Annotated in this window: 14 protein-coding genes; 11 read left to right on the plus strand and 3 right to left on the minus strand. The window is 65.5% G+C overall.

Annotated features, from left to right (window positions below; translation table 11 throughout):
* Positions 1 to 76: 76 nt before the first annotated feature.
* Positions 77 to 877, minus strand: a complete 801-nt coding sequence (locus BQ7388_RS01760) for a spermidine synthase (RefSeq protein WP_072499642.1) — start codon at positions 875 to 877, stop codon at positions 77 to 79.
* 735 nt (positions 878 to 1,612) lie between these two features.
* Here BQ7388_RS01760 and BQ7388_RS01770 point away from each other — a divergent pair.
* From BQ7388_RS01770 to BQ7388_RS01815, 10 genes are all read left to right on the plus strand, one after another.
* Positions 1,613 to 2,857: an ATP-binding protein gene (locus BQ7388_RS01770; RefSeq protein ID WP_072499643.1), complete on the plus strand. Its 1,245-nt coding sequence runs from the start codon at positions 1,613 to 1,615 to the stop codon at positions 2,855 to 2,857.
* 270 nt (positions 2,858 to 3,127) lie between these two features.
* A complete protein-coding gene (locus BQ7388_RS01775) occupies positions 3,128 to 3,469 on the plus strand; it encodes a thiamine-binding protein (protein WP_072499644.1) in 342 nt (113 codons plus the stop codon).
* Entirely contained in the window at positions 3,470 to 4,237 is a 768-nt protein-coding gene (locus tag BQ7388_RS01780) for an ABC transporter permease (protein WP_072499645.1), read from the plus strand.
* A gap of 2 nt (positions 4,238 to 4,239) precedes the next feature.
* A complete protein-coding gene (locus tag BQ7388_RS01785; protein WP_062529949.1) occupies positions 4,240 to 5,277 on the plus strand; it encodes an ABC transporter substrate-binding protein in 1,038 nt (345 codons plus the stop codon).
* 3 nt (positions 5,278 to 5,280) lie between these two features.
* Complete coding sequence (locus tag BQ7388_RS01790; protein ID WP_083558188.1) at positions 5,281 to 6,159, plus strand: ABC transporter ATP-binding protein; 879 nt, start codon at positions 5,281 to 5,283, stop codon at positions 6,157 to 6,159.
* Between the two features lie 350 nt (positions 6,160 to 6,509).
* Positions 6,510 to 6,746 carry a hypothetical protein gene (locus BQ7388_RS01795; protein ID WP_234946762.1) on the plus strand — a complete coding sequence of 79 codons (237 nt, stop codon included), beginning with the start codon at positions 6,510 to 6,512 and terminating at the stop codon, positions 6,744 to 6,746.
* Positions 6,747 to 6,750: 4 nt separating this feature from the next.
* Positions 6,751 to 7,599 (plus strand): DegV family protein, encoded by an 849-nt coding sequence (locus tag BQ7388_RS01800; protein ID WP_009279548.1) that lies wholly within the window; start codon positions 6,751 to 6,753, stop codon positions 7,597 to 7,599.
* 199 nt (positions 7,600 to 7,798) lie between these two features.
* A complete protein-coding gene (locus BQ7388_RS01805) occupies positions 7,799 to 8,959 on the plus strand; it encodes an extracellular solute-binding protein (RefSeq protein WP_072499646.1) in 1,161 nt (386 codons plus the stop codon).
* Positions 8,960 to 9,079: 120 nt separating this feature from the next.
* The gene (locus tag BQ7388_RS01810; protein ID WP_072499647.1) at positions 9,080 to 10,798 is read left to right on the plus strand and encodes an ABC transporter permease; all 1,719 of its coding nucleotides are present in this window, start codon (positions 9,080 to 9,082) and stop codon (positions 10,796 to 10,798) included.
* 3 nt (positions 10,799 to 10,801) lie between these two features.
* Complete coding sequence (locus tag BQ7388_RS01815) at positions 10,802 to 11,878, plus strand: ABC transporter ATP-binding protein (RefSeq protein WP_072499648.1); 1,077 nt, start codon at positions 10,802 to 10,804, stop codon at positions 11,876 to 11,878.
* Between the two features lie 320 nt (positions 11,879 to 12,198).
* Here BQ7388_RS01815 and BQ7388_RS01820 read toward each other — a convergent pair whose 3' ends face one another.
* Positions 12,199 to 12,981 (minus strand): hypothetical protein, encoded by a 783-nt coding sequence (locus tag BQ7388_RS01820; RefSeq protein ID WP_129583129.1) that lies wholly within the window; start codon positions 12,979 to 12,981, stop codon positions 12,199 to 12,201.
* 770 nt (positions 12,982 to 13,751) lie between these two features.
* A complete protein-coding gene (locus BQ7388_RS01825; RefSeq protein WP_009279543.1) occupies positions 13,752 to 15,233 on the minus strand; it encodes a DUF1846 domain-containing protein in 1,482 nt (493 codons plus the stop codon).
* Between the two features lie 208 nt (positions 15,234 to 15,441).
* Between BQ7388_RS01825 and BQ7388_RS01830 the strand changes: the two genes are divergently transcribed.
* Entirely contained in the window at positions 15,442 to 16,533 is a 1,092-nt protein-coding gene (locus tag BQ7388_RS01830; protein ID WP_009279542.1) for a glycerol dehydrogenase, read from the plus strand.
* The last annotated feature ends 64 nt before the right edge of the window (positions 16,534 to 16,597 follow it).

Genomic DNA, 16,597 nt, shown 5'->3' on the forward strand with positions numbered 1-16,597 from the left:
TGGCCGAGGCTGGCGTGCGGCGGCGAGCGCGCGGCTGGGTTGTCGCGTAGGGGCGAGCGCGAGGACGGGGCCTGCACTACAGGCCGAGCGCGCTTGCGTCGAGGGCTCCGTCGAGCTCGGGCGCGGCGTCTGTTGCCACCACGACGTTGTTGTCGGGCAGGGCGGCCTCGTCGGCGCCGCAGGGTAGGACGAGTACCATCTTGAAGCGCTCACCGAGGAGGGGAAGGAGTCCCGCCAGGGGAGCTGAGCCCGGCCCTTCGAGTGCGCTCACGACGTTGATGAGGTAGAGGCCGTGCGGCAGGAGGCGAGTGCGGACAAGGTCGAGGGCCTCGGGCGAGGAGAGGCTTGCGAGGGGTTCTTCCGCCTGGAAGCAGTCGTTGAGTATCGCGTCGTAGCGCTGGTCCGTCGTGCGGAGGAAGTCCAGGGCGTCGGCCTGGTGCAGCCGCAGGCGACCCTTCGCCTGGGCATGGTAGCGCTCCTCGAGGCGGTCGAGGAAGAAGTGACGCCGTGCGAGCTCGAGCATGAGGGGGTCGACCTCGACGACGTCGACCGTCGCCTCGGGATGGTGGGCGATGGCGTACTTGGGGTAGGCGCAGGCACCTCCGCCCAGCATGAGGACGTTGCCGGTGGCATGGGCGGCCACGAGTACGTCGTCGTAGAGGCGATGGTAGGGGAAGGCCAGCTCGCACCAGCCGTCGTCCAGGTAGGTGGCGCTCTGCCAGCTGCCGTCGACCTCGAGGATCCGCACGGGCAGGCCGTCCACATCATGCGTGTCCAGGACGCGGACGGGACCAAACATGCCGTGGGGGTAGCGTGCCACGACGCGCATGGGCGCGACGCGTCCGAGCAGGCCGTCTATGAGGTGGGACAGTGACATGCGGCTCCCTTCGGGGCCATTCTGACACGTCGGGGGCATGGGGTGTCGTCGTGGCGGGCTGTCGCGACGGTCGTCGTGGCGGGCGGCGGCGGGGCCATACGGCGGCTGCCACCCGGCTGAGCTCGTCGAGAAAACGCTCGTAGAGCTTGATTAGCTCATCGAAAAAGTGAGCGCCGTAGACGAGTGGGCTCTCTGTACGGAGGGAACCGAAGCCGAGGTTTGGTCTTCGACCGAGGGTGGTTCCTATACTTGGATGCACTCGTTCAACCAGCGCATCGGCATGCACGGAAACAAGTTTTTTCGACGGGCCCAGCCCCTATGTCGAGACGCCTTACCTTTGTCAGGAGCCAATTGGGGAGTCTGGCGCGCATGGAGCGCAGTGCATGAGAATCGTATGTCTCGACCAAGAGGCGGAGACCGTCGCTTTTGATTCGCTGGGACTGCAGGATGAGGCGAAGGTCGCGCGAGAGTTCTATGTGACTTCCAATAAGGCACCTTTTCTCTCCGAGGGTGAGTATTGGACTGCCGAAAGCATTCACAGATTACTGATCGCCTCGATAGAGACTGGCAACCCCATCAGACGGGAGTGACCATGGAAGCCCTGAGACTTGACGTTTATGGCGATGCGGTTCCTGATCTTGTTGAAATATCGAAGGCTATATAAAACCATTTATAGGGTGGTACTTCTGTTAAAATTTGTAAGAGTACTACCCTAAAACGCCTTTGGAGACATGTATGGAGCCTATCTATCGGCGCGAGCTTTACCTCTCGAGGATCCGTCCCTTCGTGAAGCACGCTGACCTTATCAAGGTAATCACGGGGGTGCGTCGCTGCGGGAAGTCCACCGTCATGCGGATGGTGGCCGACGAGCTGGCGGAGCAGGGCGTGCCGGAGCGCAACCTCGTGTTCCTCGACCTCGACTCGCGCGGCTACCGCAAGGTGAGGACTGCGGACGCGCTCGACGAGCTCATCGAGCGCGTCTCGGCCCCGGAGGGCATGACCTACCTCTTCATTGACGAGGTGCAGAACGTTGAGGGCTTCGAGGAGGTGCTCAACGCTTGGCGTGGGGAGGGGACACACTCCATCTTCATCACAGGCTCGAACTCCTACCTGCTTTCCGGCGAGCTCGCCACCAAGCTCACCGGTCGCTACTTGGAGTTCGAGGTCTTTACGCTCACTTTTGCTGAGTACGAGGGGATGAAACGCCTCTACGGGAAGGAGATAAGCCCCAATGTCGCCGAGGAGTTCGACCACTTCATCCTCGAGGGCGGCTTTCCCCGCGCGGTCGACCTCGCCACGTTGGCGGAGAAGCGGACCTACGTCGAAGGTGTCGTGCGTGAGATCTTCGAGAAGGACGTCAAACGCCGTGTTCAGGTGCGTAATGTGTCGGTCTTCGAGCGCGTCCGAGACTACATGATCAACAACTTTGGGTCGACGACGAGCATCAGGAACATCGCTGCATACTTCCGTGATGTCGAGGGGGTACCCATCAAGGAGGAGACGGTGCACCGCTACGTCACCGTTCTTGAAGAGGCCAAGATTCTCTACCGCTGTCCGCGCTTCGACATGAAGTCGAGGTGCTCTCTTGCCCGCGAGCAGAAGTACTACCTTGCCGATCTCGGGTTCTACTTTGCCCTCAACACCGACAATCGCATCAACTACGGTCCCGTGCTCGAGAACGTGGTGTACGAGTACGCCCGCGCGCAAGGCTACTCCGCAAGTGTCGGTAGGATTGGGAAGCTCGAGTGCGACTTCATCCTGCGCGATGGTGCGCAGGACTACTCGTACGTGCAGGTCTCCTATACCATCGCCGAGCGCTCCACCGAGGACCGCGAATACGCATCACTCGAGAAGGCCCGCGACGGCTATCCCAAATACCTCCTCACCTGCGATCATCTGCTGCAGAAGCGTAGTGGCGTCATCCACGAGAACCTCATCCGCTTTGTGTCGGAGGAAAGGCGGTTCGGATTCGGGCGGTGATAAATCCAACTGCGGACCATCCCACCCCGGCACCCCGTCAGGGATCGTGTGATGTGCCACATCCAAAGCACTATAATGCTTGTCGAAAAAAGGGGAGCTGGCGCACGCCGGCTGAGATTGGGGCCAAGGCGCCCCTGACCCTGGGGCGGCCGCCGACGGCTGCCGCCCGTACCTGATCTGGGTAATGCCAGCGTAGGGACCAAGGCACACGCTTTGCGCGGGTCCCGGTCTAGGCGGGCCGCCGCGAGGCACCCGCAGAGGGGAGTGCCTATGAACTGTTCCGTTGCCCTCCAGTACCTGCCCATGAACGCGGGCCCCGACGACGAGGTCTGCCGCATCGTGGACGAGGTCATCGCCGCGATCGACGCCTCGGGCCTCGACTACTACGTCGGGCCCTTCGAGACCGCGATAGAAGGCGACTTCGACGCCTGCATGGAGCTCGTGAAGCGCTGCATCGAGGCAGGTGCCAAGGCCGGCTGCGCCGAGAGCGCCAGCTACGTGAAGATCTCGTACCGTCCTGGCGGCGACGTCATGTCCACCGAGCACAAGATCGGCAAGTACCACCAGACGGACTCCGAGTTCGCCCCCAAGGCAGAGGGCGCGGTGGCCTAGGTGACCACGCCCTCGCGCACGCGCAAGGTCCTGGTCCCGCTCCTCGCCGTCGCGGCGCTCCTCGCCCTGTGGCAGCTCGTCGTGACAGGGGGGCTCATTCCCAACTTCCTGCTGCCCACGCCCGTCCAGGTGGTTGCCGCCCTCGCGGGCGACCTGCCACTCCTTGCCGCGCATGCCGCGACGACCCTGGCCGAGGCCGCCTTGGGACTCGCCATCGGCTGCGCCGTGGGCTTCGCCTTCGCCGTGCTCATGGACCGCTTCGATATCATCTACCTGGCCTTCGAGCCCCTCGTCACCCTGTCGCAGACCATCCCGACCGTCGCCGTGGCGCCGCTTCTGGTGCTGTGGTTCGGCTACGGCCTGGCACCCAAGGTGGTTCTCATCGTGCTCACCACCTTCTTCCCGGTGACGGTCTCGCTCGTGGGGGGCTTCCGCTCGGTCGACCCTGACCTCATAGACCTCATGCGCACCATGAACGCCACCCGTTGGCAGGTCTTTTGGGAGGTCAAGCTCCCCGCTGCGGCCGAGCAGTTCTTCAGCGGCCTGCGCATCAGCGCCACTTACGCCATCGTGGGCGCGGTGATTGCCGAGTGGCTGGGCGGCTTCTCTGGCCTGGGCGTCTACATGACCCGCGTGCGCAAGTCCTTCTCGTACGACCGCATGTTCGCCGTGATCGTGCTGATCTCGGCGCTCTCGCTGGCGCTCATGGCCGGCGTCGACCTTCTGCAACGCATCTGCATGCCCTGGAAGAGGGCAGAGAGGAAATAGAGATGAACAGCTTCGTCACCACTGCCAACCTCAGCCGCCGTGGCCTCATCGCCGCATCGACCGCCGCCGCGAGCTCGCTTGTGCTCGCCGGCTGCGGCGCCGGCACCGCCGCGCCCGCCGCCGACACCAAGGAGAAGACGAAGGTCACCTTCTGTCTGGACTACACGCCCAACACGAACCACACGGGCATCTACGTGGCGCAGCACGAGGGCTACTTCGACGAGGAGGGCCTGGAGGTCAGCATCGTCCAACCCGCCGAGGACACGGCCGAGACCATGATCGGCTCGGGCCAGGCCCAGCTCGGCGTGAGCTACCAGGACTACATCGCCAACGTGCTCAGCAACTCGCCCGACCTCCCCGTCACGGCGGTTGCTGCCATCCTGCAGCACAACACCTCCGGCATCATGAGCCGCAAGGAGGATGCGATAACCTCCGCCAAGGGCATGGAGGACCACGTCTACGCCACCTGGGACATGCCCATCGAGCAGGCGACCATCAAGGACGTGGTCGAGGCCGACGGCGGAGACTACTCGAAGGTGAGGATGGTCCCCTACGCCGTGGACGACGAGATCGCGGGCCTGCGCGCCAACATGTTCGACACCGTGTGGGTCTACGAGGGCTGGGCGGTGCAGAACGCCGCCGTCCAGGGCTATGACGTCAACTACTTCAGCTTCATCGACATGGACGAGGTGTTCGACTTCTATACGCCGGTAATCGCGGCCAACCCCGAGTTCGCGTCGAAGAACCCCGATGTGGTGAAGGCCTTCCTGCGCGCGGTCCGACGCGGCTACGAGTACGCCGTGAAGGATCCCGACTCCGCGGCGGACCTGCTCTGTGCCGAGGTGCCCGAGCTCGACGCGGCCCTGGTGAGGCAGAGCCAGTCCTACCTCAAGGACCAGTATGTGGCCGACGCCGCGAGCTGGGGCGTCATCGACAAGGCCCGCTGGGCGCGCTACTTCCAGTGGCTCAACGACAACGGCCTGGTCGCCAACAAGATCGACGTGGACGCTGGCTGGACCGCGGACTACTTGGAGGCGTAGGAGGTGCCGGGGGAGCGGGCGACGGACGCGGAGTCTGCGGACGTGGCGTCGGCGGACGTGGCGACGGTGGCCACCGGGGCGACGGCGGCCACGTCTCGCTCGCGACCGGGCGGGGGAGAGGGGCTCGCCCTCGAGGCGCGGGGGCTGACCCTCTCCTGGGACGGGGGCGCGCACGTCGTGGCGGAGGACGTGAGCCTCGCGCTGCGGCCTGGCGAGGTGGCCTGCCTGGTGGGCAAGTCCGGCTGCGGCAAGACCACCATCTTGCATGCGCTCTCGGGCCTCGCCCGCCCGCTCGCGGGGAAGGTGCTCCTGCACGGCGAGGACGTGACCGGCGTCCCCGGGCGTGTGAGCTACATGCTGCAGAAGGACCTCCTCCTGCCCAATCGCAGGATCCTGGACAACGTCTGCCTGCCCCTGACCATCGCGGGCACGCCCCGCGCCGAGGCGCGCGAGAGGGCGCTGCCGCTCTTCGAACGCTTCGGCCTCGCCGGCACGGAGGGCCTTTGGCCCTCGGAGCTCTCGGGCGGGATGCGGCAGCGCGCTGCCTTCCTGAGGACCTACCTCATGGGAAACGACGTCGCCCTCCTGGACGAGCCCTTCTCCGCCCTGGACGCCCTCACGAGGGTCGACCTGCGCAGCTGGTACTGCGACATGGCTACGGAGCTGGGAATCGCCTCGCTGGTGATCACCCACGACGTGGACGAGGCCGTGACCATGGCAAGCAGGGTGTACGTGCTTCGCGGCGACCCGAGGTCCGGCGTGCCCAGCCGCGTCGTGGCGGAGCTGGCCGTGCCGCGACCGGCGTCGGGCACGAGCGCGGCGGAGTTCGCGCTCACGCGGGACTTCCTCGACTGCAAGAGGGAGCTCCTCTCGCTTATCTAGGCCGCGGGCTACGATGTGGGTCGCCAGTAGAGGGAAGGGCGGTTTGGCGCGCATTCCATCCGTGGGGTGCGCGCTGTTTTCTTGTGAGCTGGGCAAACGTCGGGCTGAGCGCAGGCAGTCTGTGGTTTGTGCGCGTACGTCCCACAAACTTGTTGACTGCTCAACATACAAGCCTAGAATGTTGGCCAATCAACAAATGGGGCCGCATCGGCCGGCCTGGGAGAAGGGGGGAGCGTGGACTCGCGTTTCGAGGACTTCGTCGGGCTGGTCTCTGCGGTGGGCAAGGAGGTCAACCGCATNCCGAGCTCGCGCGGCTGATCGGCAACGGCCGGGCCGCGGTCTCGCGCACGGTGGCGGCGCTCGAGCGCGGCGGTTTCGTGGGGATCGACGTGCCCGAGGGGGGCACGCGCTACAAGTCCCCCATCCGTCTGACCGAGAGGGGCCTTCGCACCATGCGCGAGGTCAACCAGATCATCGAGGACGTCGTGGCCCGAGCGGCCCATGGCGTCGACGAGCCCGACCGCGCGGCGATGTACCGCGCCCTCGGCTCCATAAGGGACAACCTGTCCAAGATCGGCGAGAGGTAGAGACATGGCAGTGCGCATCATCACCGACTCCGCGTCGGACATAGACGACATCGACGATCCCCGGCTGAGGGTGGTGCCCCTCTCCATCAGCTTCGGGGACCAGACCTTCAAGGATGGCGTGGACCTGGACCACGCCCGCTTCTACGAGCTTCTCGTCGAGCGAGAGGAGCTTCCCACTACGGGTCAGGTCACGCCCTTCGAGTGGCAGCAGGCCTTCGAGGCGGCGCTCGAGGGGCCGGAGGACGAGCTGGTATGCGTCACCATCTCGAGCAAGCTGAGCGGCACGAACCAGAGCGCCGTCGTGGCGGCGGAGGGCTTCGGTGGTCGCGTGCACGTGGTCGACTCCCTCAACGCCTGCCTGGGCCAGCGCATCCTGGTCGAGCTCGCGCTGAGGCTCGCGGCCGAGGGGAGGGACGCCGACCAGATCGCCTCGGAGCTCATGCGCAAGAGGGGCGACGTCAGGCTCGTGGCCCTGCTCGACACCCTCGAGTACCTGCGCCGCGGCGGGCGCATCGACGCCGTGAGCGCGGGCATCGGGACCATGCTGCAGGTGAAGCCCGTCGTTGCCATCCGCGATGGCGCCGTGGTCACGCTGGGCAAGGCGCGTGGGTCGAAGAACGGCCGCAACCTCCTCAGCGAGGAGGTGGAGCGCTCCGGCGGCATCGACATCGGCCTACCCCTCGCCATCGGCTACTCGGGCCCCTCCGACCACCTGCTCAGGAAGTACGTGGAGGACTCGCGCTGGCTCTGGGAGGGGAGGCTCGACGAGATCCCCGTGCACACCGTGGGGAGCACCGTGGGCACCCACGTGGGTCCCGGGGGCATCGCCCTGGCGTACTTCTCGCAGGCTTAGATTCTCGCGGGCTGGCCTTGTCGGCCGGCCCGCGTGCCATTGGTGGCCGGCATGCATGCTATTGGTCACCCCTTGCATACCGTTTGGCGATAGCTGCCTGCTTGGCACCACATCTTGCGCCGCTTGGGTGCCATGGTAGGCGGAGTGGGCCAGCCGGCCCCGAGCAAACATCAGCCCAAACCATTTATGGAGGGACGACATGGCACACATCACCCGTAGGAACTTCCTCGCCGGCTCTGCGGCTCTTGCAGTGACGGCCGGTCTCGCCGGCTGTGGCGGCGGGTCCAACGGCGCCGCCACCGACGCCGCCAAGGACTCCGGCAAGGACCTGAGCCGCATCGCCTCGCAGGAGATGATCGACGCGGCAAAGAAGGAAGGCACCCTCGTGGTGTACGGCTCCTGCGAGGAGGCCCACGTCGCGGCCTGCTGCCAGCACTTCCAGGACCTCTTTGGCATCGAGACCCAGTACCAGCGCCTCTCCACCGGCGAGGTCGAGTCCAAGGTCGAGGAGGAGAAGGGCAACCCCTCCGCCGACGTCTGGTTCGGTGGCACCACCGACCCCTACAACGTCGCCGTCACCAAGGGCATTCTCGAGCCCTACCAGGCCAACAACGCCAGCCACCTCATCAGTGACGTCTACCGCGACCCCGACGGCAACTGGTACGGCATCTACAAGGGCATCCTGGGCTTCTTCTTCAACAAGGACGAGCTCGAGCGCAAGTCCCTCGAGGCTCCCACCGACTGGCCCGACCTCCTGAGCGACAAGTACAAGGACCTCATCTGGATGTCCAACTACAACACGGCCGGCACCGCCAAGCTGATCCTCAACACCGTCATCCAGAAGTACGGCCACGACGAGGGCATCAAGTACCTGGTAGACCTCGACAAGAACGTCCAGGTCTACACCAAGTCCGGCTCTGGCCCCTCCAAGAACGTCGGCACCGGCGAGTGCACCATCGGCCTGGGCTTCCTGCACGACGCCGTCTTCCAGATGGTCGACAACGGCTATGGCAACATCGGCATGTCCATCCCCTCGTCCGGCGCGTCCTACGAGGTCGGCGCCACGGCCATCTTCAAGGGCTGCAAGCACCCCAACGCCGCCAAGCTCTGGATCGAGTACGCCCTCTCGCCCGAGTGCGTCGAGCGCGCACAGGAGGTCGGCGCCTACCAGTTCCTGGTCATCGACGACGCCAAGCAGCCCGAGGTCGTCAGCCAGTTCGGCCTCGACCCCGACAACGTCATGAACTACGACTTCGCGGACGCCAAGGCCAACACCGAGCAGTACGTCGACGACATCATGAAGGCCCTTGCCAGCTCCGGCGCCAACACCGGCGACACGAGCCGCTTCCAGACCGAGTAGCGGAGAAGCCCCAACCGCGCCCTGACGCGGCAGCGAGCCGGGTGGGTGGAGATTCCATCCGCCCGGCTCTTCTGCATCGGGGTGCGCGCCGTATTGGCCCACGACCTGGGAAGGGGAGCAATGGCAAAGAACCAGAGCGCCCAGCTTGACCGCAAGAAGCTGATGGCCGACCCGATCATGGTCACCACCATTGCCGTGCTCATAGCGTTCCTGACGCTGTTCATTCTGTATCCGCTGGCCATCCTGATGGTGGACAGCATCGTGGGGGAGAATGGCCCCACGCTCGACATCTTCAAGCGCGTGCTGTCGATGCCGTCCTTCGACACGGCGATCACCAACACGCTCAAGGTGGGCTTCCTCGTCGGCATCCTGGCTGCCCTCATCGGGCTGCTCTTCGCCTACGTGGAGGAGTACGTGCAGCTCAAGACGAGGTTCGTGAGCGGCCTGTTCAAGGTCGTCTCGATGCTGCCCGTCGTCTCGCCGCCGTTCGTGCTCTCGCTCTCGGTCATCATGCTCTTCGGCAAGGCGGGCATCATCACCCGCTATCTGCTGGGCATCTATGACAACAACGTGTACGGCTTCTGGGGCATCGCCCTGGTGCAGACCCTGACCTTCTTCCCGGTCTGCTACATGATGTTCCGCGGCCTGCTCAAGAACATCGACCCGTCGCTCGAGGAGGCCGCCCGCGACATGGGCGCCTCCCGCTGGAAGGTCTTCACCTCCGTCACGCTGCCCCTGATCCTCCCGGGCCTGGGCAACGCCTTCCTGGTGACCTTCATCGAGTCCATCGCCGACTTTGCCAACCCCATGCTCATCGGCGGCTCCTACGACACGTTGGCGACCTCGATCTACCTGCAGATCACCGGCGCCTACGACAAGCAGGGCGCCGCGGCGATGGCGGTTGTCCTCCTCTTCATCACCCTGGCCATGTTCGTGGTCCAGAAGTACGTGCTCGAGGCCAAGTCCACGGCCACCCTCACGGGCAAGGCGAGCCGCGCGCGCATGCTCATCACCGACAACTCCGTGCGCCTGCCCCTCTCGGCCCTCTGTGGCGCCATCGCGATCTTCGTCATCATGATGTACGTCTGTGTGCCCTTCGGCGCCCTCTTCAAGACCTGGGGCTACGATTTCAGCCTGACCACCAAGTGGTTCCAGCAGGTCTTTACCATGCACCACGGCTTCCAGGCCTTCCGCGACTCCTTCCTGCTGTCGCTGATCGCGAGCCCGATCACCGCGCTCCTCTCCATGATCATCTCGTACCTGGTGGTCAAGAGGAACTTCCGCACCAAGGGCTTCATCGAGGCCGTGTCCATGCTGGCCATGGCCGTCCCGGGCACCGTCCTGGGCGTCGGCTACATCCGCGGCTTCTCGGGCGGCATCTTCCACACCGGCCTCATGCAGGGGCTCTATGGAACGGGTGCCATCCTGATCATCGTCTTCATCGTGCGCTCGCTGCCCACCGGCACGCGCTCGGGCATCTCGGCCCTGAGGCAGATCGACAAGTCGATCGAGGAGTCCGCCTACGACATGGGCGCCAACTCGCTGCAGGTCTTCATGACCGTTACGCTGCCCCTGATCAAGGACTCGTTCCTCTCGGGCCTCGTGACCGCCTTCGTGCGCTCGATCACCGCCATCTCGGCCATCATCCTGCTCGTGACGCCGCAGTTCCTGCTCATCACGGTGCAGATCAACGAGTACGCCGAGAAGGGCGCCTACGGCGTCGCCTGCGCGTTCGCCACGATCCTCATTGCCATCACCTACGGCGCCGTGCTCCTGATGAACGTCGCCATCAAGCACTTCGGCACCAGCGCCAAGATCAAGACCACCGAGGAGGACTAAGCCATGGCCAAGGAGAAGAAGGGCGTGCGCCTGGAGCACATCTCCAAGATCTACCAGGACCCCAAGACCGGCAAGGACTTCTATGCCGTCCATGACGCCAACATCAACATCGAGCCCGGCGAGTTCGTGACGCTGCTGGGACCCTCCGGCTGCGGCAAGACCACCATCCTGCGCATGATCGCCGGATTCGAGAGCCCCAACGAGGGAGAGATCTACCTGGGAGAGGAAGCCATCAACGAGCTCACGCCCAACAAGCGCGACACGGCCATGGTCTTCCAGAGCTACGCGCTGCTCCCGCACTACAACATCTTCGACAACGTGGCCTACGGCCTCAAGCTGCGCAAGATGGACAAGGACACCATCCGCGAGAAGGTCACCAACATCCTGGGGCTCGTGGGCCTCGAGGGCATGGAAGACCGCATGACCAACCAGCTCTCGGGCGGCCAGCAGCAGCGCGTCGCCCTGGCCCGCGCGCTGGTCATCGAGCCGGGCGTGCTGCTCTTCGACGAGCCGCTCTCGAACCTCGACGCCAAGCTCCGCGTGGACATGCGCACCGAGATCCGCCGCATCCAGCAGGAGGCGGGTATCACGGCCGTCTACGTCACGCACGACCAGTCCGAGGCCATGGCACTCTCGGACAAGATCATCGTCATGAAGAAGGGCGTCGTCGACCAGATCGGCGACCCACACACCGTGTACTACCGCCCGGTGGACGAGTTCGTGGCCGACTTCATCGGCGAGTCCAACTTCCTGCGCGGCAAGCTGACGTCCATCGACGGCGAGTCCGGCCAGGTCATGGTCGAGGGCCGTGCCATCGAGGTCGCCGAGCGCAACGGCAAGGCCGTGGGTGACGACGTGACGCTGGTGCTGAGGCCGGAGTCCGCCCACGTGGCCGACGAGGGCGCGCTGCCCTGCGAGGTCGTGCTCTCGCGCTTCATGGGGCACTACCAGAACTACCACGTGCGCTGCGGCGAGCACCTGGTCAAGATCACCGAGTTCAACCCCAAGAACAAGAGGATCTACGAGGTGGGCGAGAAGGCCTTCCTCGACTTCCACGCGAGTGACGTCCACGTGCTGTAAGGTTTACTAATCGCGTAGACAGGCGACTCGGGCGGTGGCTCGGGTCGCGGGGAGGTTTGGGTCCCGCGCAGGTCATTTCTGACTTGCGCGGGATTTTTCGTTTGAGCAGGTCACGAGAATCTTGCGCGCAGCCCACGGGCAGTTTGCGCGAGGCGGGGGTGATGCGGCGCGCAGCCCACGGGCAGTTTGCGCGAGGCGGGGGTGATGCGGCGCGCAGCCCACGGGCAGTTTGCGCGTCTTTGGTCGTTTTCGCAGGTCATTTGAGAGACGCGCGCAAATTGTGCGCCGTTTGCGCAGCTCATCTGCGAAACGCGTGCTAACTACGTGTTAGCTGCGCGCGGAGACCTGGAATACCAGAGCTGCAGCTCCTTGAGGATCCTGGCACGAGCCGCTTGGAGCGTCGGGTCCTCCAGCATTGCGCGGGCCCACCTATCTCGCCTCCCCGTCCTTCGTTCGGTGCAGGAGACGAGCTGGCATAGGAGGAGCTCAAGGCCGGCGGGTCCCCTCAGGTCCTCGGCGGTCACAGGGAGGATGGCGAGGCCCTGGCTCGCGAGGTCCCGGTCCCGGCGACGGTCGTCGACGTACCTCTCGCGTATCTGGGTCCGCAGCCGTTGGACCACGTGTTGACGTTCGGCGCTGCCTGGGTCGCATGCCACAGCAATCGCGGCGGACTCGAGGGACGCGAGCGCGAGGTGGTCGTGGCCGTCGTAGTTGAGGCCCACGCCCGTGCCCTCGAGCAGGATGTCCGGGACGCGTGAGGGCCTGGTCATAGGCGCGCCAGCCTGGAAGACGCGAACGTTGAGCGTGAGCGGTGCCAGGGGAAACCCGCCCTCTTGTGCGGGCGGCAGGAGGAGCGCGGCCAGCATCGCCTCGCGGGGAGACCAGGCGTTGGGGGCGACGAGCGCCGCCACCCTCCTGGCGCGCTCTCTGCCGCGGAGCCCCCTTGCGTGCGAGAGGAACCAGAGCATTCTGCCCTGGCTCGTCAGGGGTGGCAGGCCGTAACGGGCGGGATTGCGCGCCGGGCCGAGCGGGTCGCAGGCGAAGCTGCCGCAGAGCTCCATGCCCAGGGCGAGGAGCTGCGCGTCCGTCAGGGTCTCTGCCATCTGCGCGAAGGCGAGCTCGGGCGACGAGATGGCAATGCCGGGAGCGAGCCGGAGGAACGAGTCGGGTGGCAGCGTCGCTCCGCTTAGGTGGCCCCTCAATAGGGGAGAATGGCTTCTCTCCCCCGCAGACCTGACAAGGTGTTCCAAGGGTGTCGCTTCCGTGGCAAGTTCGGAGGCGACGTTGCCCAGGGGCTCCAGAAACGCTTCGAGAAGTTCTGCTTTGTCGTGTCGTCCAAGGCGTATCCGCGTGGTCGGGCAATCCATGCGCCGGGCGTTCTTTGTGCATAGTTCTCCCCGCCGTTGCGCCCTGAGAAGCGCCAGTGCCGTGGTATGCGAGAACGTGATCTCCATGCATCAACGCTAGCCCGCTCCGGGACAGTTTTTGGCGAGAAGATAAATCCAGCTTGCACGCAGCTGGCACATAGCTAACGGGCAGCTGCTCGTAACCCTGCTCTGAGCTGGTCATTTACGACTACGCGAGGGGCGGCGTCAGGTGTGGGGATAGGAGTTCTCGCGCGCAAACTGCCGCCAACTTGCGCGTGGTTTTGCGTTTTGCCTGGTGAGCAAGAACTCGTGCGCAAACCGCGCCTGCGCTGCGCGTGAAGGCGTGCGACTCGCGCGCAAACTGCCGCCAACTTGCGCGGCTAATCGCAGCGCCGCAGGTCAGAAGAATGTCCCGCGCACGCCAGGAATGGTTTGCGCGGGAAGCATAAGGCACCGAGAATCGCCCTCGGTCGACGCCCCTGGGGGAGCGTACTACCCCCAGGACCCTAGCGGTGATAGAAGGTGCCTCGCTCGAACTTGGGCTCGCAGCAGACGTTGATGCCCAGCTTGCGGTAGACGCGCTCGTCGGTGGAGCTGATGATCACCGAGAAGTACGCCGTGCAGCCGTGCAGCTGGTTGCTGGCCTCGATCACGCGCTTGGCCTCGGGGTTCGACGCGCTGCTTATGGAGAGGGCGATCAGGGTCTCGTCCGAGTGCAGGCGCGGGTTCTTGCTCTTGAGGTGCGTGGTCTTGAGCCGGCTGATGGGCGCGAGCGCCTCGTCCGAGACCACCCAGTGGTCCTTCTCCACCCCGGCCACCCGCTTGAGGGCGTTGAGCAGGAGCGACGAGGCGGCGCCCAGGAGCTCGGAGGTCTTGCCCGTCACCACGCTGCCGTCGGGCAGCACCATGGCGCCGGCGGGCTTGCCGGTGACCTCCTCCTTGAGCAGCGCGGCGGCGTGGGCGGGGTTGAGGTTCTTGTCCACGCCCACCTCCTTCATGAGGAGGCCGATCTTCCTCAGCTCGGACTCGCCGATGCCGGTGCGGGCGATCTTCTCCGCGCACCAGTAGTGGCGCCGGACGATCTCGTGCAGGGCGGCCTTGCGGCAGGCGTCGTCGTCGCTGATGCAGTAGCCCACCATGTTGACGCCCATGTCGGTGGGGGACTGGTAGGGGCTGTGGCCCGCGATCTTCTCCATCATGGCGCGGAGCACGGGGAAGGTCTCGACGTCGCGGTTGTAGTTGACCGTGACCTCTCCGTGGGCCTCAAGGTGGTAGGGGTCGATGATGTTGTTGTCGTCGAGGTCGGCGGTCGCGGCCTCGTAGGCGACGTTCACGGGGTGCTTGAGGGGCAGGTTCCAGACGGGGAAGGTCTCGAACTTTGCGTAGCCGGCCTCGATGCCGCGCACATGCTCGTTGTAGAGCTGCGAGAGGCAGACGGCCAGCTTGCCCGAGCCGGGGCCCGGTGCCGTGACGACGACGAGCGGCTTGGTGGTCTTGACGTACTCGTTTTTGCCGAAGCCCTCGTCGGACACGATGAGGTCGATGTTGGAGGGGTAGTCGGCGATGGGATAGTGGCGGTAGACCTCGATGCCCATCTGCTCGAGGCGCGCCTGGTAGGCCTCGGCCTTGGGCTGGCCCGAGAAGCGGGTGATCACCACGCCGCCGATGGAGAGCCCCATGCCGCGGAAGACGTCCATCAGGCGCAGGACGTCCTCGTCGTAGGTGATGCCCAGGTCTCCACGGCGCTTGCCCTGCTCGATGTCGATGGCGCTGACGGCGAAGACGACCTCGGCGTCGTCCGCGAGCTGGCGGAGCATGCGCGCCTTGGAGTCGGGCTCGAATCCGGGCAGGACGCGGCTTGCGTGGTAGTCGTCGAAGAGCTTGCCGCCAAACTCGAGGTAGAGCTTGCCGCCAAACTGGTCGATACGCTCGCGGATCCGCGCCGCCTGCATCTCGATGTACTTGTCGTTGTCAAAGCCTGCGTGCATCCTGGGTCGCTCCGTTCCTCCTGGTACCCCTCTGGGGCAGTGGCCGACAAGATGGTACGCCAGCATCCGTCGTGCTGTCCCGCCAAGCCCATCAGGCGAGAAATTACACGCAACGACGCTGGGGCGGCCCCTGCTCGCTGCCCTACACTGGGGGACGTGGCCCGTGGCACATGCCCGGCCGCACGCATACGGCGAAAGGGGAAGCACCATGGCACGCATCTTCATCTCTCCGTCCAAGTACGTCCAGGGGCCCGGCGAGCTGTCCCGCCTGGGCGGCTACGTCTCGGCCTTTGGCAAGAAGGCGCTCGTCGTCATCTCTGCCGGTGGCATCAGGCGCTTCGGCGACCTCGTCTCGAAGAGCTTCGCCGACGCCGGCGTCGAGCTCGCGTATGACAGCTTCAACGGCGAGTGCTCCCAGGACGAGATCGACCGCCTGGTCGCCGCGTACCGCGAGACTCAGGCCGACGTCGTGGTGGGCGTGGGCGGAGGCAAGATCTTCGACACCGCCAAGGCCGTGGCCTCGGGGGTAGACGCGCCCGTGGTCATCGTCCCCACCATCGCCGCGACCGACGCCCCCTGCTCGGCGCTCTCGGTCATCTACACCCCCGAGGGGCAGTTCAAGGAGTACCAGTTCTTCAAGGCCAACCCCAACCTGGTGCTCATGGACACCGACGTCATCTCGAAGAGCCCCGTGCGCCTCACGGTGAGCGGCATGGGCGACGCGCTCGCGACCTTCTTCGAGGCCCGCGCCTGCAGGCGCTCCGACGCCACCACCTGCGCCGGCGACAAGGTGACCGCCGCCGCCATGGCGCTCGCCAAGCTCTGCTACGACACCCTGATGACGGATGGCATGAAGGCCAAGCTCGCCCTCGAGGCAGGTGCCTGCACCCAGAGCGTGGAGAACGTGATCGAGGCCAACACCCTGCTCTCGGGCCTGGGCTTCGAGTCCGCTGGCCTGGCGGGCGCGCACGCCATCCACAACGGCCTCACCGCGATGCCCGAGACCCACTCCTGCTACCACGGCGAGAAGGTGGCCTTCGGCACCCTGACCCAGCTCGTGCTCGAGGACGCCGACGAGCTCTACGACGTGCTCGACTTCTGCGTCGAGGTCGGCCTGCCCGTGACCTTCGCGCAGCTGGGCGTGGAGGACGCGAGCTGGGAGCGCGTGCTCGAGGTGGCGAAGCTCGCCTGCGCGGAGAACGACACCCTCCACAACATGCCCTTCGAGGTCACGCCCCAGAAGGTCGCGAACGCCATGCTCGCGGCCGACGCCTACGGCAGGGCGGCCCTGGAGGACTAGCCACGGCCAGGCGAGAGTGGCCGAGGGCCTCGGCTGCCGCCGGCACCTTGGGCGCGGGCGGCGG

The organism is Olsenella phocaeensis (assembly GCF_900120385.1).
In the GTDB taxonomy this organism is placed as follows: Bacteria; Actinomycetota; Coriobacteriia; order Coriobacteriales; family Atopobiaceae; genus Olsenella_I; species Olsenella_I phocaeensis.